Consider the following 23,317-nt stretch of genomic DNA (forward strand, 5'->3'; position numbering starts at 1 on the left):
GCAATGTTTTAGTTCATTTATATGCTGGTACAAATGAAAAAGACATCCTAAAGAGGATGTCCCTTACTGGTAAATAATGTACACTGATTTGCAGGCAGGCCGCCTTTTTCCTAAATCAAACCCGCTATGGCCTTTCAGTATGGTCTTCCCCTGTTTCTGATCTTTGAGAAAAGCATTAAACAAGAAGGTATTTATGCCTTTGGTATTGCCCCATTTACTATTTTGACCTGAGATTCCGAGGCAACCGACCCCATAGAATCTTTTTCATATTCAAACATATCATCAATTGACTTAAGAAATTTGGCAGAAGCCTCGCCATGGCTTCCAATATAAATTCCTGCTTCGTGGAACCAGGAATCCTCTTTCGAGTTCCACGGATAGACCTTCATGCAACGCCCGCAGAAAACACCATCTTCGTTGGTTGCCCTGAATATAGTACACTTCTTCATATCACTATTCCAGCGAAGGTAACCGTTATGCTCGATTGATCCGCGTCCAGGGTAATTGCTTGGGCTTGGGCAATTTTCAGCACATTTTTTGCAGATCCTGCAGAAGTCCAGAAGCTCGAGATCTATTGGTTTATCCGGAGCTAGCAGCAAATCGGTAGTGACGGCATCCACTTTGTGTCTGAATCCCAAACGGGGATGAACTGTGCAGTCTCCGGTCCGGTATCAGTAAATCTTTTCAAGTTTTGTCCCTTGATAATAATGTCCCAGGATTTCCATGTACGATTCGCCTTTTAGAGCCAGGTCATTGGCCCCGTATTGTGACATTCCGACTCCGTGTCCTTTGCCGTACGTAACAAACTCAATTTCTGTTCCGCGGGTCTCCCATTCAAAATCGGTTGAGGAAAGCTGAAGCTTGCTCCGCAGTTCCGTTCCCTTGAAAACTTTGTTTCTGACAGCCAGTGTCTTTACCCGTCCGGCTTTCGTCCTTTCAATCAAGATGACATCGCTGTCCGAAAACTTTTCCGGGATCTGGGTGAAACCAAGAAGCTGATAAAATTCAGCACACTGAAAGATCTGATGTTTGACGAACCGTAGTGAATCACTTTCCCCGGACGGCACATTTTTGAGATAATCCAGATCAGTACTCCAAACGTCTCCAGCCTGCTCAGTCTTTTTCCGGCCGCAGCTGCTGTAGAAAAACGCATTAATCATTTTTCCCTGATACGTAACAACCTTCCCCCGTGTAGCTTTAACCGCATCTGCAATTTTGCGCTGGTATTTCCAGTAGTTGATGATTCCCCATTTTGTCCGCATTTCTTCATTGGTATTCCAGGCCTGCGTATTGACAGTGGTGTCCACATCAAAGTCGCTGCCCGCAGCGGATTCCATCCTTTTCAGTACATAGGTCCTGGCGGCAACAGCCTGGGCCTTTAACGCCTCTGCTTCAAACTGGGCAGGCATTTCGGCTGCAACTACCCCGACCAGGTATTCCTCTATGGGTATTGCTCTGATCTGGCCGTCTGCCAGTTTAACCCTTACCGGTATTCCCGGATCGTCCTGGTCTCCACCCCCAAACCAACTGATAAGCACGGGCAGTATTCCTACAAAAAAGATAACGGCCATGACAGCGGCCGTTATTGTTTTCATTCTTTTACTCACGTTTTGGCCTCCTGCGCAGTACAAGCATATCCTATTTGTATGCACAGGAGGGCAGCGATATGATACAAACGAAGTCGGTTATTCTTCTTTCGTGATATTGGCACCAATACCCCTTAATTTAACTTCAAGGTATTCATAACCTCTTTCAATATGATGGATCTCTCTGATTTCCGAGGTGCCATTGGCCGTCAGTGCTGCCAGAACAAGGCCCGCTCCGGCCCGCAAATCACTCGCACTTACGGTAGCGGGATGAAGGTTTTCCACTCCCTGGACAATCGCACTTCTGCCCTCAATCCGGATATCTGCGCCCATTCTTTTCAGTTCTTCGACATGCATGAATCTGTTTTCAAAAACGGTCTCTGTAACCATTGAAGTTCCATGGGCCCGTGTAAGCATCGCCATGATCGGCGCCTGCAAATCGGTTGAAAACCCCGGATGCACTTGGGTCTTAATGTCTACGGCATGATAGTTCCCTTTGCCAATGACTCTTATGCCGTCATCTTCCTCTTTATATACCACGCCGGCTTCATCAAGTTTGGCCAAAAGCGAAGTCAAGTGGACAGGGATGACGTTCCGCACCAAGACTTCCCCGCCGCAGGCCGCAGCCATCAAGATGTATGTTCCTGCTTCGATCCTGTCCGGTATAATCGTATGCGTGGTTCCATGAAGTTCTTTGACCCCTTCAATGTTAATGATATTTGTGCCTGCGCCGCGGATTTTACCACCCATTTCATTGATAAAATTGGCGAGATCAACAATTTCGGGTTCCTGAGCAGCATTCTCAACAATGGTCGTACCCTCAGCGTTTACTGCAGCCATCATGATATTCTCGGTTGCTCCAACGCTCGGAAAATCCAGATATATTCTTGCCGCTTTCAGTCTGGAGGCCGAAACGTCCAAAAAACCATTATCCATACGGACCTGGGCTCCCAGCAGCTCCAAACCTTTAATATGCCAGTTGATCGGTCTGGACCCGATTGCGCATCCACCGGGATGAGAAATCCTGATTCTGCCCTTGCGAGCAAGCAAAGGACCCATAATAAATATGGATGCTCGCATTTTGGATATAAGATCGTAAGGAGCCTCTATGTTTTCGATATCCCTGTTTTCAATATGTAATTTCTTGTTCTTTCTTTTAACCTTTCCCCCCAGAGATTCGATAACCTGCCCCATGACTTGAACGTCGAGCAGATCGGGGGCTTCCTCCAAAATAATCTTATCTGAAGTCAGCAGACTTGCTGCAATGATCGGTAATATGGCGTTCTTTGCCCCGCTGACATCCACTTTCCCTTCCAGTTCTCTTCCGCCTGTCACAACAAATTTGCTCAAATTATTGTCATCTCCTGACCTATTTCTAAACTACGATTATATCATGATCCGGTCCAAACAATCCAGTATTAATCATCCCATATCCGGTTTTCCATTTCAACAGTAATAGTTCTTTTCTACCGGTCTGTTTTCCTGCAAGCAGGAAAGAAAACTTATTCGTACTATGTCAACCTTAAAGTTATTGTATACTATACTTCCTCGAGGAGTGCCGGCAGCGCAAGTACAGTCCTTCCACCATTATCTCCGGATTTTCTGGTCACCGCCTGTATATTGATTGTATCCTTCCCGGCTTTAATACCCTGGCCTGATCCCCAGGTATAACCGGACAGAGCATACAGCGATGGAATATCCGTTTGTTGAATAATGCTGACAATGTTCATTTTAAAATAACGTTGGATATCAATTTCCTGATCAACGCTTTCTTCAAGGTATACTTTTGTTTCCCGGCTGGATAATCGAAGGTTCAGTACTTCATACGTGTTGAGAACATCACCTTCCTGGTCTTGATTAATTTCCAGCTCTGCGCTGTACTGATAGGCCGTTCTGTTGGCAAAGTCGCTCAGGACAGCTTTATTCCACAGCAAGCCGCTTGACTGCAAAACATTTTCTATTTCCTTCTGACTGCTGCTATCTTCCGTCCAGATAATATATTTTACCCGGGCATTTTGGCAAGATGCAAGTCCCGAATGAAGAAGCAGCACAAGATTTCTGTCAGGATTGCTTTGGGCTTTAATGCTACTGGCAATCCCGGCTGCTGATCCTGATAAGACGATAATGGTCAGGGATATGAACAAACAAAGCAAGGTCTTTTTTCCAGACACGCTCTCTCACTCCAGCTTACTGATTTTTAGTTGTCATTCCTGTCTTTAATTCAAATGTCATCAACTATTAATAGTTTGACCAAAGTGGAGATTCCCAAAACATAAGAGATTTTTTTAGATTTTTTAGATTCTTCTAGCTATGTTGCCAGAAGCCTTTTCATGGTAAAATGTTATATATCAATTTTCTTACAGGTACTCATCAGAAGGGAGCCACTTTAATGGAAAACAACAGCCTTGAGCATAAGCATCTCCATGCCCATTCCCATCCAAACAAGAAAAATGTCTTAAATCGCTTGGCCAGAGTAATCGGCCATCTGGAAGGTATAAAAAGAATGGTTGACGATGAAGTAGACTGCAGTGAAATACTGATACAACTGTCGGCTGTCCGCTCCGCACTTAACAATACCGGTAAAGTCATCTTGAGTGACCATATCAATCACTGTTTGGTTCATGCTTATGAGGAAAACAATACCGAAGTCATCGACAAACTGAATGATGCTATTGACAAATTTCTAAAATAAATGCGGAATAGATTATGACCAGGCAAGACAAGATAAGAAAAGGATGCAGCAATATGATCGCTGCATCCTTTTTACTTTTGAACCCAAGGCTATTTTTCTGTCGCTCTGAGCCTAGCGACAGCTCTTTTCAAGGCAACCTCCGCTCGGATGATGTCCGTCTCGGCCTGTTTTTCACCGAGGCGTTTTTCAGCGCGCTCTTTGGCCGCCTCTGCTCTCGCGACGTCGATAGATTCCGCAAGCTCGGCGGTGTCGGCCAGGATCGTTGCCTTGTTCTGGACAACTTCCAAAAATCCGCCGCCAATTGCCATTTTTTCCACTTTGCCGTTTTGCGTATAGCGGACGACCCCGATTACCAGGTTGGCAATGAGTGGAGAATGGTTGGCTAAGATACCGAGTTCTCCTTCCGCTCCGGGTGCCAGGATAAATTCAACTTCCGTATTCAGAACTTCGCCGGCAGGTGCCACGACAACAAAGTTAAACGTTCCAGCCATGGTTATACAGCTCCCAACTGTTTCGCTTTTTCAACCGCCTCTTCGATCGTTCCGACATACCGGAACGCTTCTTCAGGCAGACTATCGTGCTTACCTTCGCAGATTTCTTTAAAGCTCCGAATCGTATCTTTGACCGGTACGTATTTGCCTTTCATGCCGGTGAAGGCCTCGGCTACACTAAACGGCTGGGAAAGGAAAATCTGAATGCGGCGGGCTCGGTTAACAAGAAGTTTGTCATCTTCGCTGAGCTCGTCCATACCAAGAATCGCAATAATATCCTGAAGCTCTTTATAACGCTGCAGGATCTTCTGCACTTCGCGGGCAACTTCGTAATGCTCCTGGCCAACGATGTCCGGGGTCATGATCTGGGAACTGGAATCCAGCGGGTCCACCGCCGGGTAAATACCCATTTCAGAAATCGAACGGGAAAGAACCGTTTTGGCATCCAAATGCGCAAAGGCCGTAGCCGGTGCGGGGTCCGTCAAGTCATCCGCCGGCACATAAATAGCCTGAACGGAGGTGATGGAACCTTTCTTCGTTGAAGTGATGCGTTCCTGCAGGTTGCCCATTTCCGTAGCCAGGGTCGGCTGATAGCCTACCGCCGACGGCATACGGCCCAAGAGTGCGGACACCTCAGATCCGGCTTGGGTAAAGCGGAAAATGTTATCGACGAAGAGGAGCACGTCCTGTCCCTGTTCATCACGGAAAAATTCAGCCTGGGTAAGACCGGTCAGTCCTACTCTTAAGCGGGCACCGGGGGGTTCGTTCATCTGACCGAACACCATGGTCATCTTGTTAATAACGCCGGATTCCTTCATTTCATTCCAGAGGTCATTCCCTTCACGGGTACGTTCACCAACGCCGGCAAATACGGAAATACCGCCGTGCTGGGTTGCGATATTATTAATGAGCTCCTGGATCAGAACGGTCTTGCCTACGCCAGCACCGCCGAACAGACCAATCTTACCGCCTTTAGCATATGGTGCCAGCAGATCGACTACTTTAATCCCTGTTTCCAGCATCGTATCTGTGGTTTCCTGATCGACAAACGGTGGTGCTTTACGATGAATCGGGAATTTTAGTTCCGTGTTCACATCGGGTAGATTGTCGATCGGTTCTCCCAAGACATTGAACATTCTCCCCAATGTTTCAGTACCGACGCTGACAGTGATCGGTGCACCGGTGTTCACGGCTTCTACACCCCTGGTCAGACCGTCGGTGGACGACATCGCAATACAACGCACGGTGTCGTTGCCTAGATGCTGGGCAACTTCCAAAGTCAGTTTGGAGTTCTTTACTTCGTTTTGAATGACAATCGCACTATAAATTTCCGGCAGGGCATCGGAATCAAATTCGATGTCTACAACCGGACCCATGACTTGAATTACTTTACCTATTTTTGACACAAGCTTGCAACCTCCTTTGATAAGGTACGAAAAGCAGCTACTCCAGAGCCGCAGCTCCCCCTACAATTTCAGAAATTTCCTTGGTAATCGCTGCCTGACGGGCTCTGTTCATCATTAAAGTCAACTTGCCAATCATTTCTTTGGCATTTTCCGTTGCTGAATCCATCGCCGTCATTTTTGCCCCCATTTCACTCGCCTTGCTTTCCAGGAGGGCGCTGAAAATCTGACTTTCAACATAGCTGGGGAGTAATTTATCCAACATTTGCTGGGGTTCAGGCTCGAAGATATAGCTGCCACTGGCCTTTTCTGCGGATGGTTCAATCGGCAGTAATTTGATAGCGGTTGGTTCCTGAGACAGAACCGAAATGAATTTGGAATAAACGAGGTAAACCTCATCTAATTCGCCGCGGGTATATAACCCAATGACATCTTTAGCAATGCCTTTGGCTTGGCTATAATTGGGGCTATCGCCCAATCCAGTAAACTGTGTAATGATTTCAATATTACGTCTGGTAAAAAAATCAATGCCTTTCCGGCCTACTGCTACCAAACCGGCTTGAACGTCCGTCTTTTCATCAAGCAGACTCCTGGTCATACGATTCAAGTTGGTATTAAACCCTCCGCACAGACCTCGGTCTGACGTTACGAGGATATATCCCACTTTCTCCACTGGACGTTTTTCCAGAAGCGGATGCCTTGCCTCCGCCTGGTTCTGAACAAGACGGGCTAGGACACTCTGAAGCTGTTTGGCATATGGGCGGGAAGCGATGACTTTTTCCTGAGACTTCCGTAATTTGGCGGCAGCTACCATCTTCATGGCTTTGGTAATCTGCTGCATATTGGCTACACTACGGATCCGTCTGCGAATATCGCGTACTCCTGCCACTTCATTCACCTACTCTTTCTAAGCTAAAAAGCCTTGCTTGAACTCATTGATGGCATCGCCGATTTCTTTCATGAGCTCGTTGGAAAGAGCTTTCTCCGTACGAATTTTCTCAGGGATCTGAGTCGTACGCATGAAGCGGAGAAGTTCCTGTTCGAATTCTTTCATTCTTTCCATTGGGACATCATCGATATAACCTTTAGTCGCCGCGAAGATGACGATGATCTGCTCTTCGACCGGCATCGGCTGATATTGTCCCTGCTTCAGGATCTCCATGGTTTTTTGGCCGCGGTTAAGTCTGGCTTGAGTCGCTTTGTCCAGATCAGATCCAAATTGGGCAAAAGCCGCTAATTCGCGATAAGCTGCCAGATCCAGACGGAGCTGACCGGCTACCTGTTTCATGGCCTTGATCTGAGCGTCTCCTCCAACGCGCGATACCGAGATACCGACGTTAATGGCAGGACGGAAACCGGAAAAGAACAGGTCTGATTCCAAGAATATCTGACCGTCGGTGATGGAAATAACGTTCGTCGGGATATACGCGGAAACGTCACCGGCCTGAGTCTCAATGATCGGCAGCGCTGTCAGTGAGCCGCTTCCCTTTTCTGGGGACAGCTTAGCCGCACGTTCCAGCAAACGGGAATGGAGATAGAAAACGTCGCCGGGATAAGCTTCACGTCCGGGCGGACGTTTCAACAAGAGCGACAGTTCGCGATAAGCAACCGCCTGTTTGGAGAGATCATCATAGACCACCAGAACATGCTGACCTTTGTCCCGAAAATACTCGCCAATCGCACAACCAGAATACGGTGCAATATAAAGCATCGGAGCCGGGTCGGAAGCTGTCGCCATGACAACGATCGAATATTCCATCGCGCCATGCTCTTCCAGCTTCTTCACAACACTGGCTACGGTCGACTGTTTCTGACCGATAGCCACATAAATACAGATACAATTCTGTCCTTTTTGATTAATAATGGTGTCTACGGCCAGCGCGGTCTTACCTGTCTGGCGGTCACCAATAATCAGCTCACGTTGTCCGCGGCCGATTGGCACCATGGAGTCAATCGACTTCAGACCGGTCTGCAGCGGTTCATTTACTCTTTTTCTGTCGACTACACCGGGAGCATCTGATTCTATCGGACGATATCCGGCTGGAATGATCTCCCCTTTGCCATCGACAGGTTGTCCAAGAACGTTGACAACGCGGCCAATTAAGCTTTCTCCTACCGGTACTTCCACGATCCTGCCGGTACGCTTGACCTGGTCGCCTTCTTTAATCGCAGCATAAGGTCCCAGGATAACGCAGCCGATGTTGTCCTCTTCCAGGTTCATGGCCATCCCATATATACCGCCAGGGAACTCCAGAAGCTCACCGGACATTGCCTTCTCCAAGCCATAAACACGCGCAATACCATCACCTACCTGGATAACGGTACCAACATCAACGACTTCGAGGGCTGATTCATAACGCTCGATTTGCTGTTTAATAATAGAACTAATTTCTTCGGGACGTAAATTCATCCTTTTAGTTCACCCCTACTTCCTGCTGAGGTTTTAACGATGTTTTTTTCAATTCATCACGTATTTTAGACAATGCGGTTGTAATTGAGCCATCCATCACACGATCTCCCACTTGAAGTTTGGCTCCACCGATCAATGTCGGATTTACTTCGGAAAGTAAACGAACATTCTTGCCAGTAGATCTGGCAATCATTTCTTTGAGTTTTTCCTCTTGCGCCGGAGTCAGTGCTGTGGCACTGGTAACTTTTGCTTCGATTAAGTTGCGTGCTTCATTGGCCAGACGTGCAAATTCACGCTGAACCAGGCTGAGGAGATTCTGTCTCCTGCGATCAATCAACAGATAAACAAAATGACTGGTCATGTCAGAAACAGTGTCATCAAGTATCTTCGCCAGGACCTTCTTTTTGGTTTCTGCTTCAATATTGGGATGGTTCAGCAAAACTTTCAGCTCATTATTTTGGGCTACAATTTCCGCCAAATCATGCAGCTCTTTATCGATTTGATCGAGGACAGACATCTCAATAGCTAATTCAAAAAGAGCCTGCGCATAGCGATGTGCGAGAGCGCCGTTTAACATGGCCGATCCCCTACCTCTTGAATAAATTGTTCAATGAGAGCTTCCTGACCCGTGATATCCAGTTTGTGGCGAATGATTTTTTCAGCAACGGCTACGGACATATCGGCTACCTGAGCTTTAACATCGGCAATTGCCCTGTCGCGTTCCCGTCCAATGTCGGCCAAGGCCGACTGTTTGAGCTTTTCGGTTTCCTTACGGGCTTCCAGGATAATTTCTTCCGCACGCAGCTCGCTGCTCTTGGTAGCCTTCTCAATAATTTCCTGAGCTTGCTGACGGGCTTGACGCATTTCCTGTTGGTATTCCAGCCGGATTCTTTCAGCTTCTTTTCTCTCCTGTTCGGCTTGGGCCAGGTTATTTTCAATACCCTGACGGCGTTTTTCCATCATATTCATGATTGGTGTCCAAGCAAACTTTTTCAGGATCCAAACTAAAAGCAAAAATGAAAGAAGCTGAACAAAATATGTGTAGTCAAAATGTAACGGGCTATTTGTCGTAGGACCAGCAGCCGCTGAGGCAATCGAATTGGTAAAACCTATTACGAAGGGATTCAAGCGATATTCCCCCTCCTCTCTATTTTGAGCAGTAGATTAATACAGTAACGTCATTCAATTGTTGCATTTTACTGAAGTACACCTCAGGACTTCGTAAAGAACATTAACAGAGCCATGATGATGGACAAGAGGGGAAGAATCTCAACCAGCGCAATACCAATAAACATGGTGCTCATTAAAGTTCCTCTGGCTTCAGGTTGACGTGCAATTCCATCAATTGTGCTGGCAACAACGTTTCCATTACCCATAGCAGCTCCAATGGCCGCACCCGCGGCAGCAATACCAGTACCTATCAACGCAGCAGCAGTGATATCCATATTAAATTTCCTCCTTAAATTAATTCATTTTGTATTTATTGATTTCAGATTGCTTCTTTTTAGCTCTGAAATAATACCGTTGTTAGTGAGACTCTTCGATAGCTTGGCCGACATAGGCCACCGTTAATATTGTAAAAACATAGGATTGGATTACTGCGATAAATACGCAGAAAACAAGCCAGAATGGCATCGGAATAACTCCGCCAAAGGCAAATATACCCGGGATCATGAGAATGACTGCAATCAGGATTTCTCCAGCATAAATATTGCCGAATAGCCGGAAAGCTAAGGTCAAAGGCTTGGCGACAAAGTCAATAATATGAAGGATCGCAAAAGGCGGATAGGGTTCAAGAAAGTGTTTGAAATAGTGCGCACCTTTATATTTGAGTCCATAGACCAATACTAAAACAATCGTTATTGTAGACAACGCAAAAGTCGTATTAACATCTGCTGTCGGCGACGAAAACGTTGTTGTTCGCGCACTGAAAATTGCTCCGCCAAACATCTCATTGATTCTAGCAAAGTGTACGTGATCGAGTAAGGGTGCAAATATATTGGGAATCAAGCCAATCATGTTCGCAAAAAATACAAACAAAATAAGGGAAAGAAGATACCCGAGCAATGACGATCCTTTTTTATAGTTCATATTATCAGAGATAAGGCCCCTGACAAAATCAATGATCCATTCCAAAAGATTTTGAAGTTTTCCGGGCGTTCCACTTGTCAGATTGCGCTTACAAAGAAAGACAAAACCCAAAAGAAGTATCATCGTGACCCAAGTCATAATCAGTGTCTTCGCATGCACAGTGCCATTTCCCAATACCCATAGTACGGTATCATGCATTTAATTTTCACCACCTTTCATTTTCCTTAGTTGATGTCTTGCTACAATTATAGGGATAACAATACCAATCATCATTCCTATAGCCACATAATAAAGCCATTCCGGTTGGAACCTTGCGGTAATAGCGAATACCAATGTAATGATTACCAACCTGAATACTAAGCTTTTGTAGTATGTTTTTAGGGCTGCTTTCTTATCTTTGTCCATTGCTTTTCGAGCATCCCTAAGTAGCCACTTAACATTAATTATGCCCGTATAATAGCCGATCAATAAACCGACAAGGGGATAAAATTCTGTTCGCCATATTACGATTAAAACAGTGATGCAAAGAATAACCGTCAAGATCTGAATAAACCTGCTATTTTCCATCCGTTTTACCTAACTTTAAATAAATTAATATTAGAGATAATATACTGAACAAAATGCCTAGAATCATCAAAACTGCCTTAAATAAAGGGTCAGTGCCAAAACGAGTGTCCAAATAATTTCCGAAAAAATATCCTCCTACTTCCAAGCCAACAAGAGCAGAGGCACTTGATGATCCCCATAGCATATACTTGACAACATCACCTGCAAATTTGTCAGCCATCTGGTTCCCTCAAATCTTTTGGTTTTTCGTAGACAACATAATATGACATCGTAATATGTATTGCAAGATTTATGCCAATTGCACTTGCCGTCAAATACCGCGTAGAATCAGGATTGATCGTTCCTTCACATAATCATGAGTTTTCATTTTGCATTTTTTTAATTATTTTTTATTTTATTAAGAAATTCTTGTGATCGTGATCAGATGCTGAAAATCTTTTATCAGAAAATTTTTCAATAATAATTTGGGTGATTCTTGCGCTTGATCTGCCGTCCCCGTATGGATTTGTCGCTTGAGACATTTTTTCATAAGCATCCTGGTCGGTTAACAGCTGCTGAATGCTCTCAGCGACTTTATTGTATTGTGTCCCAACCAGCAATACGGTTCCTGAATCGACAGCTTCAGGCCGTTCAGTCGTATCCCTGACCACTAGAACGGGCTTGCCCAGTGAAGGAGCCTCTTCTTGGATCCCCCCGGAGTCTGACAGGATCAGATAGGCCTTCGCCATTAGATTTACAAACGGTTCGTAATCCAAAGGTTCAATTAAATGGACCTTTTCATTGCCTCCTAAGACCTCCGTGACTACTTTCCTGACCGTAGGGTTCTTATGCATCGGGAATATAACATAGGTATCCGGAAATTCCCGCAGGACTGTTTCCAGCGCCTGATAGATCTGCCGCATGGGTTCTCCCCAATTCTCCCGGCGGTGCGTTGTCATTAGGATCATTCGTTTATCTTTATTTGCTTCTAGAATCCTGTTTAAGTCTATATCCGCAAACTGATATTCCGGCTTAACGGTACTTAATAAGGCATCGATTACTGTGTTGCCTGTAACAAATATATTCTCCGGGTCGACCCCTTCGCGCAGCAGATTACTTCTCGATACTTCGGTGGGTGCAAAATGCAGGTCTGCTAAACCGCTGGTAAGTTTCCGATTGATTTCCTCCGGCCAGGGAGAATATTTCTGGCCAGTTCGCAAACCAGCCTCGATATGGCCGATCGGGATCTTATGATAAAAAGCTGTTAGGGCTGATGCAAAAGTAGTTGTAGTATCCCCTTGTACCAAGATCAAATTCGGTTTTTCCTTGATCAATATCTCATCTATTCCTGTCAGCACTCCAGTGGTAAGGGTGGCAAGAGTCTGTCCATGCTTCATTAAATCAAGATCATAATCAGGTACAATATCAAAGAGTTTAACAACCTGATCCAGCATCTCACGATGCTGGGCAGTAACAACAACCAGGCTGTCAACGTCGTCCCGCTTTTCTAATGCTTTTACGACAGGTGCCATCTTAATAGCCTCAGGTCTGGTTCCAAATACAGTCATGACCTTATAATTTCTTTGCTTCAATTCCACAATATTTCCCCCACTGTTGGGCAATGCCTGAAGGCGTTGACCGCAAAGACCTTTAATCTTAAATATTATACACGCCCAAGGCATTTTTCGCAAATATATACAATTATATACAGCTCCATCATCCCATGGTTTATTACTCGCTTGTTTCGAAGCGAATATTCTTTTTTTTACCGTTTTCATCAAGATAAGCAACCCGTTTGATCATTGCATTTTTAATCATTCTCCGGCACAGCAGACAGGGTTCCCCCGATGCTTGTTCCCCATCAAATTCATAGCCGGATATGTAAATTGTGGCTCCCTGCATTTTTACGGGATCACCGGCAATAATCGCATTTTGTTCAGCGTGAACCGCCATACACAACTCATATCTTTCCCCTTTGGGAACATTATACCGTTCCCTGACACATTCCCCGATGTCAATGCAGTTGGGTTCCCCTCTGGCAGCGCCGTTGTAACCTGTGCTAACAATAATATTGTCTTTGACAATCACTGCGCCATAATTGCGCCTTAAGCAGGTTGACCGCCTGGCCACCAGCTGGGCAAGATCAAGGAAATATTCGTCCCACGCTGGCCTGGTTTGATTTTTCATCACACTACTCCCCGCATTCCGCTTTCCTTCGCCAAAAAGTACATTGAATTTTTGTCTGCTAAGATAATTCTCTATTTTTAGTATACTCGTGCCAGACTCTGCTGTCATTATATCTATTAGGATCTTTTTCTGTTCATTTTCTGTTTCTTCTCTGTTGTTTATTCTTTTGTTCCAAACAGTCTGTCCCCAGCATCTCCGACTCTTGGAACGATATAGGCGGATTCGTTTAAGCATTGATCAATAGCCGTAACGTAGGTTAGGTTACTTATACAAAGGAAATCTTCCGCAAATATCTTTGACAATCGCTTCGGCCCGGGCAATTCTTGAAGCATCACTGCCGGCAGTCAGCGTCAGGTCAATCGCCTCAGTGATCAGATCCATCTCGGCTTCCTTCAACCCTCTGGTCGTGACCGCAGGCGAACCGATCCGTATACCGCTCGTTACATTGGCCCCCTGAGGATCAAACGGGATCGTATTTTTATTCACGGTAATGCCGACACTGTCCAGCCGTGTTTCAGCTTCTTTGCCTGTCAGCCCCTTGCGTCTGACATCCAGCAGCAGCAAATGGTTGTCCGTACCGCCTGAAACCAAACGAAATCCTCTTGCCAGAAATCCTTTGGCTAATGCCCGGGCATTTTGCAAAATCTGCTGCTGGTATTCAACAAATCCCGGCTGAAGAGCTTCACCGAAAGCAACGGCCTTGGCTGCAATCACATGCATCAGCGGGCCACCCTGAATTCCGGGGAATATCGCTTTATCGATCTTTGGCCCGAATTCCTCTTTACAGAGAATAAGCCCGCCTCTTGGCCCCCTTAAGGTCTTATGGGTTGTGCTGGTTACAAAATGCGCATAGGGAATGGGGCTCGGATGAAGACCGACTGCTACCAGACCTGCAATATGCGCCATATCAATCATCACGTAAGCGCCAACTTCATCGGCGATTTCTCTGATCCGTTTAAAATCAATCTGGCGAGGGTAAGCACTCGCTCCGCCGACAATCATCTTTGGTTTATGGGCAAGCGCCAGTTTATGCAGATTGTCGTAATCGATCCGTTCTGTTTCCTTATCAACGCCATATTCAATAAAATTGAAATATTTTCCCGAGATGTTGACCTGACTCCCGTGTGTAAGATGCCCTCCATGCGACAAGTTCATGCCCAGAACCGTGTCCCCAGGATTCAGCATGGCAAAATAAACTGCTGTATTGGCCTGTGCTCCTGAATGGGGCTGAACATTAGCGTGTTCTGCATTAAACAGTTTTTTGACCCTTTCCCTGGCCAGATTTTCAACAATATCAACATACTCGCATCCACCGTAATAACGTTTTCCCGGATATCCTTCAGCGTATTTGTTTGTCAGGACCGAACCCTGAGCAGCCATAACTGCCCTGCTGACAAAGTTTTCCGAAGCAATGAGTTCAATTTTATTTTCCTGTCTGTTTTCTTCCAGCTCTATGGCTTTTGCTGCCTCAGGGTCCTGGGACGCTAAATATTTCCGAATGTAATCCATCTGAATATCCACCTCTATCATAAATAACTAGGATATCGTTTCCTTTTCTGGTATCTTGTCAACCTTAGAATTATTCTGTTTAGCATATGCTGCCATATAAACTTCTGTCCTGGCCTCCTCAGTCGCAGGGATAAGAAGCTCTCGGGCCGCCGACATATTTCGGCCGCGTTTTGGCAAGGTTAAGATGAGCCGCACCGAGGTTTCGGACACCAATCCTTAGCGGAACGGCGACCGGACGAAGATGCATACCAATCAACGTGTCTCCGATATCGATCCCGGCATCAGCCCTAACCTGTTCGACAGCAACGGGATCGGAAAAATTCCCCCAGGCAGTCAGGGACATTGCCCCGCCTGCTGAAAGCGACGGTATCACCACGACGGGTTCAAAATTCAGCCTGTCCGCCACCTTTCTTTCCACGATGAGCACCCGGTTTAAATGCTCACAGCATTGAATCGCCAGAAAAATCCCAAGCTTGTCCGCCCATCTCCGAAGTGGTTCGAACAGAATATCAGCCACTTCTTTGCTACCGGCTTTGCCAATCTTCTCCCCGATAATCTCACTCGTGCTGCAGCCTACAACCAGCAGCTGTCCAGGCGTTAGTCCAGCTGTATCCTCAAATGCCTGAAGAATATGCTCCCACTCATCTTTGATTTGCCGAAGCATTTCCTTCTTATCTGCCATAGTACCCTCACGCCTTTCTTATTTTTTGGGCCAGTATCCTCAGCCTAAAAAATTAAGATCGCTGTTCAAGATCGCTGTTCAAAATCGCTGATCATATCTACTCTTCTGGCATGTTTCCACCCGCTGAAGGATGTCGTCAAAAAAGTCTCGACAATATCCAGCGCAACGCCCTGACCAATTACTCTTGCTCCGAGTGCTAAGATATTGGCGTTATTATGCTGCCTCGCCATCTTGGCCATATAACTGTCGGTACAAAGGGCAGCCCGGATTCCCTTGACTTTATTGGCTGCAATGGAAATCCCTATTCCGGTGCCGCAGACCACGATTCCTGAATCCGCTTTATTTTCGATCACTGCTTTCCCGACATTGAAGCCATACTCCGGATAATCAACGGAAATGTCGCTGTCTGTACCGCAATCTAGAATCTCGTGGCCTTTTTCCGCAAGAAATTCTTTGATGCACTCCTTAAGCTGATATCCTGCATGATCTGCACCCAATGCAATTTTCATTTCTGCCTCCTGAACTCCGTAGTTTTTATCATCATTTTTTTATCTAGCATTTACAGGCGCTAACTATTCCCTCGATACCGCCGTACTCCAGCTTTGATCATTTCTTCAATTTCTTCCGCACAGAACCTGTATGTTTCCAGAGATCCCAGCCATGGGTCGGAAATTTCTTTATCCAAACCAGCCCATTCTCCGAGTTGCATGATTTTATCCTGATATTCCGGATAAATACCGAACAATACTTTTTTCTGAGCTTTGGTCATTGTCAGGATCAGATCAGCAGCAGCGAGCGTATCTTTTTGCAGCCTGACCGCCCGATGCCGCCGGGCATCAATTCCCTTTTTCTGGAGAATCTCCCCTGCATACGGACTGACGGGATCACCATCCAAAGCCTGAATACCAGCCGAAAAAAGCTCATACCCTTCCGGAAAATATAAGCGGGCAAGACCTTCTGCCATCGGACTGCGGCATGTATTTCCTGTACAAACAAACAAGATTTTCATAGATATCATTATACCCTCTTTTCCGGACTAGTAAATTAAAATTCAATTAACTTAGAAAACAAGACCGAAGGCCATTCTCAGGCCAATCAGAAACAAGATGCCGCCACCGACGGCTTCCGCTTTGCTGCCGGCCCAGGTGCCGATTCTTCGACCAAGAAGAATTCCGCCTCCTGTCATGATGCCTGCGGTAAAACCCATGATCAGGGTTGCCGGCAGGATCATACTGACAAACGTACCCAGAGAAAATCCGACACTCAGCGCGTCAAGGCTGACGCTTCCTGCCAAAACAAAAATTCCGAATCCTTTTAAACTCGGGATGCTTTTTTCTCCCGATCCCCGAATGGCTCCCAGAATCATTTTACTGCCAAGCCAGAGTAAAATGACAGCTCCGATCCCAACTGCAACATTGCCAAACAGCAATCCAAGTTTCTGTCCAATCCACAAACCCAAAAGCGGCATGAAAACATGAAACACTGCCACGACAACACTCAATCTCAGCGCTATTTTATTGTCGATCCCAATCATTCCTAAAGCAAGCGAGAAGGAAAAGGCATCCATCCCTAGTGCTATCGATACCGCTATGATCCATATTAATTCCAAGTGTTTTCCTCCTTAGTTTCGGTCAGATTGGGATACCTGCTCCCTGGACCAAAATTTTTTTTGCCAGCTGCTTTCTTCAAACGGTTCATAAATGCAAGCCCTATTCCTTCTTCTGCAATCTCCTCCGCCAGAATGGTGTCGATGTTTTGCTCGTCACACAGTCTCAGTCCTTCAAACAGACGGCTGGCAGCTGAGTCAAGATTATTCCTGGAACCAAGTGTAAATATCATATCGGCCTTGCCGGCCGTATCTCCGGTCAGTCTGGCGACCGTTTCTTCCAAACACAGTACTGCAGTCCTTACCGCGTTGTTTTTGTTCCTCAGATATTTCGTCATTTTTTCAGCTTTTTCAGAGGTACTACCACTGAATAAAATGATTTCACCTTCCGGTGCGTAATGTCTATATTTCATACCAGGCGACCTGGGCTCTACGGTCGGTTGTCCTTGATCAGCACTGCGGTCCAGTTCGACCTTCCCCAGCACTGCCCGAAGCTGTTCAAGCGTAATTCCTCCTGGGCGCAAAATCGTTGGTAGTTCCCCGGTCAAATCAAGCACAGTCGATTCAAGACCCACTGTACAAGATCCGGCATCAATCAGCAACGGAATCTTCCCTTTCAGATCCCGCCAAACATGCTCCGCATTGGTCGGACTGGGCTTTCCCGATATATTCGCACTCGGCGCGGCCAATGGACAACCCGCTGCTTCAATCAGGGCCAGGGCAACAGGGTGACTCGGCATTCTGACCGCCACCGTGTCCAGTCCTCCGCTGACGATTTCCGGAATATGCGCTCTCTTGGGCAGTACCAGCGTTAAAGGTCCTGGCCAGAAATTCCGCGCGCAGACTTCAGCCTGCGGCGGCCAAACACGGACAAGCTGCTGTGCTTCGTCCAAGGCAGCAACATGAACAATCAGCGGATTATCCGAAGGTCGTCCTTTTACCGCATATATTTTAGCACAGGCTTCGCTGTCCAGCGCATTGGCGCCAAGCCCATAAACGGTCTCGGTAGGAAATGCCACGACTTCACCCTGTCGGAGCAAAGCTGCTGCTTCCTGCAATTCTTTATCCTGTATGATGCTGTCCGACCTCAGCCGAATTCTTTTTGTCTCCATGACAGCTCCTTCGTGGCCTTATACAAACGGCGGTTTCCAACCGGTTATTAACGAAATACTATTCCTTGCGGGCCAGGACTATTCTATCCAGACCAGCGTAATCAGAAAACAATTCGGTTTGATATCCGGCGGCCGTAAATAATTCCCGAACCCGAGTTCCCTGGGAATACCCGATTTCCACCAGGATTATTCCCTCATGGCTCAAGAATTCTGTTGCGTTCATAGCAATCCTCCGGTAGAAATCCAGGCCATCTTTTCCAGCCAGCAGAGCTAAGACAGGCTCTTTCCTAACTTCTGGCGGACACTTCAGAATTTCATGTTCTGAGACGTACGGAGGATTGGAAACAATCAGGCTAAATTTTTCTCCCTGCACCGGTGCAAAGAGATCTCCCTGACGAAAATCAATATTCACGTTCATATTGGCCGCATTAATTTTGGCGACAGTCAACGCTTCAGAAGACACATCAACAGCGACAACGGCCGCCTGCTTCCAATGATAGGCCACAGCAACGGCAATTGCCCCACTGCCTGTGCAAAGATCAAGAACCTTCGAAGGAATTTCCGAATTTTCTCGTTCTCTACCCATATTCTTGCCCAATTCCAGGACTTTCTCAACTAGAAGTTCCGTTTCTGGTCTCGGGATCAGAACGCTTGGGTCCACAAAGAAATCAAGACCCATAAATTCACGGGTCTTAAGCAGATAAGCAAGCGGTTCCCTCTGACCACGTCGTTTCAGAAAATCATTATAGATCTCTCTTTCCGGAGAAGCGACTACCCTGTCACACTCGGCATATAGTTTGTCTCTGGTCGTTTTAAGCACAAAGGCCAGGATAAGATCCGCCTCCGCCCGGGCGTCAGGTACCCCGCACTGCGCTAAATACTGCGCACCTTGCCGCAGCAGCTCCATTGGCTGATGAGCATCAAGTCTATCTGTCATACCTGGTAAACTCCTGGTTTCATCCTTTTCCATTAGACCGAAGCTTTGAGTTTTTCGGCATGATCGGCTGAAATCAATGCCGTAATAATTTCTTCGATGTCACCCAACAAAATGCTGTCCAGTTTATGCAGCGTAAGCCCGATACGATGATCGGAAACCCTGCCCTGAGGATAGTTGTAGGTTCGGATGCGCTCACTGCGGTCACCTGTCCCTACCTGGCTTTTACGTTCTTGGGCAATCTCGCCGGCTGCTGCTTCCTGGGCTTTCTCTAAGAGCCTGGCTCTGAGCACTTTTAAAGCTTTATCCTTATTCTTGTGCTGGGATTTTTCATCCTGGCAGGAGACCACGATTCCCGTCGGCAAGTGGGTAATGCGGACTGCCGACTGTGTCGTATTTACAGATTGACCGCCAGGACCGCTGGAACAAAAAATATCGATCCTGATATCGTTCGGGTTAATCGCAACATCGACTTCCTCGGCCTCAGGCAGTACGGCAACCGTCACGGTCGACGTATGGATCCTGCCGCCGGATTCGGTCGCAGGAATCCGCTGAACACGGTGAACACCGCTTTCATATTTAAGTCTGCTATAAGCACCCTGTCCTTCGATCATAAAAATAATTTCTTTAAAGCCGCCAATATCCGTGAAACTGGCACTTAAGGGTTCGGTCTTCCAGTTCTGACTTTCGGCATATTTTGTATACATCTTGTATAAATCACCTGCAAACAAAGCCGCTTCATCTCCACCAGCACCGGCTCTGATCTCCATAATGACGTTTTTCTCATCATTCGCATCCTTCGGCAAGAGCAAGATTTTCAAATCCTCCTCCAGCTTCTTTTTACTCTTTGTTAATTCATCCTGTTCGGCCTCGGCCATCTCTCTCATTTCCGGATCGCGTTCCTCGGCAAGCAGAACTTTAAGATCCTCGATCTGCCGGTTTATTTCTTTATATTCCCGAAATACTGCGACTGTATCTGTAAGCGCTGACTGGCTTTTGGCATATTTCTGAAAATCAGCCTGATTGGCGATGATCTCCGGCTTGGCCAGGAGCTCTGTCAGGTCGTCATATTTTTTTTCAATCTCTTCGAGCCTGTTTAGCATGTTTTAACCTCTCCCAAATGAATTTTATTATGAAAGTTCCTGTCCAGTCGCGAGTACCCCGTTAAGCGCAGCAATCGCAACCTCAAGTTGGGAGTCGTCCGGTTCCCTGGTCGTAAGTTTCTGCAGCAGAAGGCCGGGAACAATGATCCACTTTAAAAATACCGATTTGGAAAATCTCCCTGACAGCTTTAAAAGCTCGTACGAAATTCCGGCTACCAGCGGCATCAGGATGATTCGGGAAACGATACGCCACCACAGAGGATCCACGCCCAAAAAGGCAAAAACAAAGATACTGACGACAACAACAATAAGCAAGAAGCTCGTCCCGCACCGGGGATGCAGTCTGGAGTATTTCCGGATGTTTTCCGGATTCAGTTCCACGCCAGCTTCATGCGCAAATATTGCTTTATGTTCTGCCCCATGGTATTGAAATACCCTCTGAATATCCTTTAATCTAGATATCAGAAGGATATATAGAAATAACACAATAAGACGAATGAGGCCTTCGACAATATTTTGCAGTACGGTACCCGGAAAAATATCTGTTAATAAATGAGCGGAAGCTGTCGGTATTCCGACAAATAACAGGAGTCCGGCAGCAAAGGCAATAACGATTGTTAACACCATCGCCCAAAAGCCAAGCTCCTCTCCTTCTTCTTCGCCGACAGCGCGGTCGGCGGAAAACATCAAAGCTTTGGTTCCGATTACCAAAGATTCAAGCAGTGCAACAAAACCCCGAATGATCGGCAATTTAAGAACTGGCTTCTGAGACCAGGGATGAATATCTTGGGTCGTTACTTCAATTTCTCCGTTCTGCAAGCGAACGGCCATCGCAATCGCCCGCGGCCCGCGCATCATTACGCCTTCAATCAGCGCTTGCCCTCCATATTGAACAGGTTTCTCCATAATTTCAAACCTCCAAGGCCTAATAACCGAAAAGCAGAGCTTACGCTCTGCTCCTTGTTTTCTACAGGCAACGGTTTCATACCGTTGTTATTGCAAACCGTATTTCTTTTTGAAACGATCGACTCGTCCACCAGCGTCAACAAATCGCTGAACTCCAGTGTAAAAAGGATGACACTTGGAACAAATTTCGACCTTGATATCCTTCTTCGTACTACCTGTTTCTATAATATTGCCGCAAGCGCAGCTAATGGTAGTTTGTTCATATTTCGGATGAATTTTCTCTTTCATGACCCGTCACCTTCCTTCCCAATCAGATCCGTCTCAATCAAAAACAGTCAACTCTGAATATTTTAGCACATTCTTTGCCTTTCGGTCAAGAAAAAAACAATTCAGAAGGCTTCTCTTCGCAGCGTTTTAGCAGGCTCCTTTAATTGCATATTTAGGCTTTTTGGCAAAACAATGTTTGGCTTCAATAAAACGGACCGTACCGGTCTTGCCTCTCATCACCACAGTGTGCGTCGTGGCACCCTCACTGCTGTATATCACGCCTTTAAGCAGCGGTCCTTCTGTAATTCCGGTTGCCGCAAAAAAGATGTCATCCGTATTGACCAGATCATCGAGTGTCAGCAGTTTATTGATATCCATTATACCCAGTTTCCGCGCTCTTTCAACATCTTCTTCATTCTCCGGCCAAAGTCTCCCCTGCATTTCCCCGCCCATACAGCGCAGGGCAGCAGCGGCAAGCACTCCCTCAGGAGCTCCGCCGACCCCCATCATCACATCAACTCCGCTGCCTTCCAGCCCGCAGGCGACAGCCGGAGCGACATCACCGTCGGTAATCAGGCGTATTCTGGAGCCGCATTCTCTTACCTGACGGATGATCTCACTGTGGCGGGGCCTGTCGAGAATAACCACCGTAAGTTCCTGAATTTTCTTATTGAGTCCCTTGGCTATGTTCTCGAGATTTTCCGCAACCGGAGCATCCAGATGGATACGTCCTGCAGCCTTGGGACCAACAGCAATTTTATCCATATACATATCCGGGGCATGCAGAAGTCCATATCTTTTGGTCACAGCTAAAACCGCTATGGCTCCTGGCATTCCTTTGGCAACAAGATTTGTTCCCTCGAGGGGATCAACGGCAACATCAACCTCGGGCTTTTCGCCCGTGCCAAGTTTCTCCCCAATGTAAAGCATCGGGGCTTCGTCCATTTCTCCTTCGCCGATCACGACCGTCCCATCCATGTGTACGGTATCAAACAAAGATCTCATAGCTTCCACTGCCGCATCATCGGCTTCATTCTTCTGTCCCATTCCTACCCAGCGAGCTGAAGCAAGTGCTGCCGCTTCCGTCACCCGGGCAAATTCCATGGTTAATTCTCTTTCCATCTCTTTTTCACCCTTCTTAACTTAACTTCTTCCAGTCATCCAAAAATTTATTAATTCCTGCACTTGTCAAGGGATGCTCGGATAATTTGCTCAAAACGCCAAAAGGTATTGTCGCAAAATCCGCGCCGATCTTAGCCGCTTCAAGGACGTGAACAGGATGACGGATACTGGCGGCAATCACCCCGCAGTCCAGATCATGGACCTCAAAAATTTCGCAGATATCGGCCAGGACATTCATGCCAATCTCCCCGATATCGTCAAGTCTTCCTAAAAAAGGGCTGACATAAGCGGCTCCCGCCCTTGCTGCCATCAGTGCCTGAACAGGGCTGAATACCAATGTAACGTTCGTCTGGATATCTTCTTCCCGCAGCGTCTTGACGGCTTTCAAACCGTCAAGCGTCATTGGAATTTTGACGACAATATTTGGATGAATATCTGAGAGCCGCCGGGCTTCCTGAAGCATACCCTCATAATCGAGCGCTATGACTTCCGCACTGATCGGGCCATCGACAATCCCGGCAATTTTATGAATCAGAGTATGAAAGTCCTCTTTTTCTCTGGCTACCAAAGAAGGATTCGTCGTAACACCGGCGATGACTCCCATGTCCCATGCCCGGGAAATCTCTTCTGTATTGGCTGAATCAAGGAAAAAACGCATAGGTCAAATTCC

28 protein-coding genes and 2 pseudogenes are annotated in these 23,317 nt (G+C 46.6%); 1 reads left to right on the top strand and 29 read right to left on the bottom strand.

All coding sequences use genetic code 11. The features are described 5' to 3' along the window. Positions 1-191: 191 nt before the first annotated feature. From A7D23_RS02890 to A7D23_RS02905, 4 genes and pseudogenes are all read right to left on the bottom strand, one after another. Positions 192-668, bottom strand: a pseudogene (locus A7D23_RS02890) (hypothetical protein); the annotation flags it as partial. Between the two features lie 3 nt (positions 669-671). After that, the gene (gene spoIID, locus A7D23_RS02895) at positions 672-1,607 is read right to left on the bottom strand and encodes a stage II sporulation protein D (RefSeq protein ID WP_019224981.1); all 936 of its coding nucleotides are present in this window, start codon (positions 1,605-1,607) and stop codon (positions 672-674) included. Positions 1,608-1,685: 78 nt separating this feature from the next. Further along, positions 1,686-2,936 carry a UDP-N-acetylglucosamine 1-carboxyvinyltransferase gene (gene murA, locus A7D23_RS02900; protein ID WP_019224982.1) on the bottom strand — a complete coding sequence of 417 codons (1,251 nt, stop codon included), beginning with the start codon at positions 2,934-2,936 and terminating at the stop codon, positions 1,686-1,688. A 188-nt stretch (positions 2,937-3,124) separates the two neighbouring features. Next, positions 3,125-3,757, bottom strand: coding sequence for a hypothetical protein (locus A7D23_RS02905; RefSeq protein WP_019224983.1), 633 nt, complete (start codon positions 3,755-3,757; stop codon positions 3,125-3,127). A gap of 218 nt (positions 3,758-3,975) precedes the next feature. On the opposite strand from A7D23_RS02905, the gene A7D23_RS02910 reads away from it, so the two are divergent. After that, complete coding sequence (locus tag A7D23_RS02910) at positions 3,976-4,278, top strand: metal-sensing transcriptional repressor (protein ID WP_019224984.1); 303 nt, start codon at positions 3,976-3,978, stop codon at positions 4,276-4,278. Between the two features lie 89 nt (positions 4,279-4,367). Here the strand turns inward: A7D23_RS02910 and A7D23_RS02915 are convergent, their stop codons facing one another. From A7D23_RS02915 to fsa, 25 genes and pseudogenes are all read right to left on the bottom strand, one after another. Next, on the bottom strand, positions 4,368-4,769 hold the full coding sequence (locus tag A7D23_RS02915) for a F0F1 ATP synthase subunit epsilon (RefSeq protein ID WP_019224985.1): 402 nt from the start codon (positions 4,767-4,769) through the stop codon (positions 4,368-4,370). A gap of 2 nt (positions 4,770-4,771) precedes the next feature. Next, positions 4,772-6,175, bottom strand: a complete 1,404-nt coding sequence (gene atpD, locus A7D23_RS02920; RefSeq protein WP_019224986.1) for a F0F1 ATP synthase subunit beta — start codon at positions 6,173-6,175, stop codon at positions 4,772-4,774. A 37-nt stretch (positions 6,176-6,212) separates the two neighbouring features. Further along, on the bottom strand, positions 6,213-7,061 hold the full coding sequence (atpG, locus tag A7D23_RS02925; RefSeq protein WP_019224987.1) for an ATP synthase F1 subunit gamma: 849 nt from the start codon (positions 7,059-7,061) through the stop codon (positions 6,213-6,215). 18 nt (positions 7,062-7,079) lie between these two features. After that, the gene (atpA, locus tag A7D23_RS02930) at positions 7,080-8,582 is read right to left on the bottom strand and encodes a F0F1 ATP synthase subunit alpha (protein WP_019224988.1); all 1,503 of its coding nucleotides are present in this window, start codon (positions 8,580-8,582) and stop codon (positions 7,080-7,082) included. A gap of 4 nt (positions 8,583-8,586) precedes the next feature. Then, positions 8,587-9,159, bottom strand: a complete 573-nt coding sequence (locus tag A7D23_RS02935) for a F0F1 ATP synthase subunit delta (RefSeq protein WP_019224989.1) — start codon at positions 9,157-9,159, stop codon at positions 8,587-8,589. Further along, entirely contained in the window at positions 9,153-9,710 is a 558-nt protein-coding gene (gene atpF / locus A7D23_RS02940; RefSeq protein WP_019224990.1) for a F0F1 ATP synthase subunit B, read from the bottom strand. Before atpF ends, A7D23_RS02935 begins: the two co-directional genes overlap by 7 nt. Positions 9,711-9,793: 83 nt before the next feature. Next, positions 9,794-10,027, bottom strand: coding sequence for a F0F1 ATP synthase subunit C (gene atpE / locus A7D23_RS02945; RefSeq protein ID WP_015044915.1), 234 nt, complete (start codon positions 10,025-10,027; stop codon positions 9,794-9,796). A gap of 82 nt (positions 10,028-10,109) precedes the next feature. Continuing rightward, positions 10,110-10,871, bottom strand: coding sequence for a F0F1 ATP synthase subunit A (gene atpB, locus A7D23_RS02950; RefSeq protein WP_019224991.1), 762 nt, complete (start codon positions 10,869-10,871; stop codon positions 10,110-10,112). Continuing rightward, positions 10,872-11,213, bottom strand: coding sequence for an ATP synthase subunit I (locus tag A7D23_RS02955; RefSeq protein ID WP_242836980.1), 342 nt, complete (start codon positions 11,211-11,213; stop codon positions 10,872-10,874). A 16-nt stretch (positions 11,214-11,229) separates the two neighbouring features. Beyond that, on the bottom strand, positions 11,230-11,460 hold the full coding sequence (locus A7D23_RS02960) for an AtpZ/AtpI family protein (protein WP_019224993.1): 231 nt from the start codon (positions 11,458-11,460) through the stop codon (positions 11,230-11,232). Positions 11,461-11,629: 169 nt separating this feature from the next. Next, complete coding sequence (gene wecB / locus A7D23_RS02965) at positions 11,630-12,817, bottom strand: UDP-N-acetylglucosamine 2-epimerase (non-hydrolyzing) (RefSeq protein ID WP_019224994.1); 1,188 nt, start codon at positions 12,815-12,817, stop codon at positions 11,630-11,632. A 133-nt stretch (positions 12,818-12,950) separates the two neighbouring features. Continuing rightward, a complete protein-coding gene (locus A7D23_RS02970; RefSeq protein ID WP_019224995.1) occupies positions 12,951-13,406 on the bottom strand; it encodes a dCMP deaminase family protein in 456 nt (151 codons plus the stop codon). Between the two features lie 158 nt (positions 13,407-13,564). Beyond that, a pseudogene (locus A7D23_RS15525) lies at positions 13,565-13,660 on the bottom strand (uracil phosphoribosyltransferase); the annotation flags it as partial. A gap of 7 nt (positions 13,661-13,667) precedes the next feature. Further along, positions 13,668-14,915, bottom strand: coding sequence for a serine hydroxymethyltransferase (gene glyA / locus A7D23_RS02975; RefSeq protein WP_019224996.1), 1,248 nt, complete (start codon positions 14,913-14,915; stop codon positions 13,668-13,670). Between the two features lie 118 nt (positions 14,916-15,033). Further along, positions 15,034-15,597: a TIGR01440 family protein gene (locus tag A7D23_RS02980; protein WP_019224997.1), complete on the bottom strand. Its 564-nt coding sequence runs from the start codon at positions 15,595-15,597 to the stop codon at positions 15,034-15,036. 65 nt (positions 15,598-15,662) lie between these two features. Further along, on the bottom strand, positions 15,663-16,106 hold the full coding sequence (gene rpiB / locus A7D23_RS02985; RefSeq protein WP_015044923.1) for a ribose 5-phosphate isomerase B: 444 nt from the start codon (positions 16,104-16,106) through the stop codon (positions 15,663-15,665). A 59-nt stretch (positions 16,107-16,165) separates the two neighbouring features. Continuing rightward, the gene (locus A7D23_RS02990) at positions 16,166-16,615 is read right to left on the bottom strand and encodes a low molecular weight protein arginine phosphatase (RefSeq protein ID WP_019224998.1); all 450 of its coding nucleotides are present in this window, start codon (positions 16,613-16,615) and stop codon (positions 16,166-16,168) included. A 42-nt stretch (positions 16,616-16,657) separates the two neighbouring features. Then, the gene (locus A7D23_RS02995) at positions 16,658-17,206 is read right to left on the bottom strand and encodes a manganese efflux pump (protein WP_019224999.1); all 549 of its coding nucleotides are present in this window, start codon (positions 17,204-17,206) and stop codon (positions 16,658-16,660) included. Next, positions 17,197-18,315, bottom strand: coding sequence for an L-threonylcarbamoyladenylate synthase (locus tag A7D23_RS03000; RefSeq protein ID WP_019225000.1), 1,119 nt, complete (start codon positions 18,313-18,315; stop codon positions 17,197-17,199). The genes A7D23_RS02995 and A7D23_RS03000 overlap by 10 nt, the downstream gene beginning before the upstream one ends. 58 nt (positions 18,316-18,373) lie before the next feature. Then, complete coding sequence (prmC, locus tag A7D23_RS03005; protein WP_019225001.1) at positions 18,374-19,252, bottom strand: peptide chain release factor N(5)-glutamine methyltransferase; 879 nt, start codon at positions 19,250-19,252, stop codon at positions 18,374-18,376. A gap of 32 nt (positions 19,253-19,284) precedes the next feature. Continuing rightward, on the bottom strand, positions 19,285-20,352 hold the full coding sequence (gene prfA, locus A7D23_RS03010) for a peptide chain release factor 1 (RefSeq protein WP_019225002.1): 1,068 nt from the start codon (positions 20,350-20,352) through the stop codon (positions 19,285-19,287). A gap of 27 nt (positions 20,353-20,379) precedes the next feature. Beyond that, positions 20,380-21,258 carry a DUF1385 domain-containing protein gene (locus A7D23_RS03015; RefSeq protein ID WP_019225003.1) on the bottom strand — a complete coding sequence of 293 codons (879 nt, stop codon included), beginning with the start codon at positions 21,256-21,258 and terminating at the stop codon, positions 20,380-20,382. 87 nt (positions 21,259-21,345) lie between these two features. Further along, positions 21,346-21,546 carry a 50S ribosomal protein L31 gene (gene rpmE / locus A7D23_RS03020; RefSeq protein WP_019225004.1) on the bottom strand — a complete coding sequence of 67 codons (201 nt, stop codon included), beginning with the start codon at positions 21,544-21,546 and terminating at the stop codon, positions 21,346-21,348. Positions 21,547-21,672: 126 nt separating this feature from the next. Next, complete coding sequence (gene glpX, locus A7D23_RS03025; protein WP_019225005.1) at positions 21,673-22,647, bottom strand: class II fructose-bisphosphatase; 975 nt, start codon at positions 22,645-22,647, stop codon at positions 21,673-21,675. A 16-nt stretch (positions 22,648-22,663) separates the two neighbouring features. Continuing rightward, entirely contained in the window at positions 22,664-23,305 is a 642-nt protein-coding gene (gene fsa / locus A7D23_RS03030; protein ID WP_019225006.1) for a fructose-6-phosphate aldolase, read from the bottom strand. Positions 23,306-23,317 lie beyond the last annotated feature (12 nt).

The organism is Dehalobacter sp. TeCB1, from assembly GCF_001707455.1.
Classification (GTDB): Bacteria; Bacillota; Desulfitobacteriia; order Desulfitobacteriales; family Syntrophobotulaceae; genus Dehalobacter; species Dehalobacter restrictus.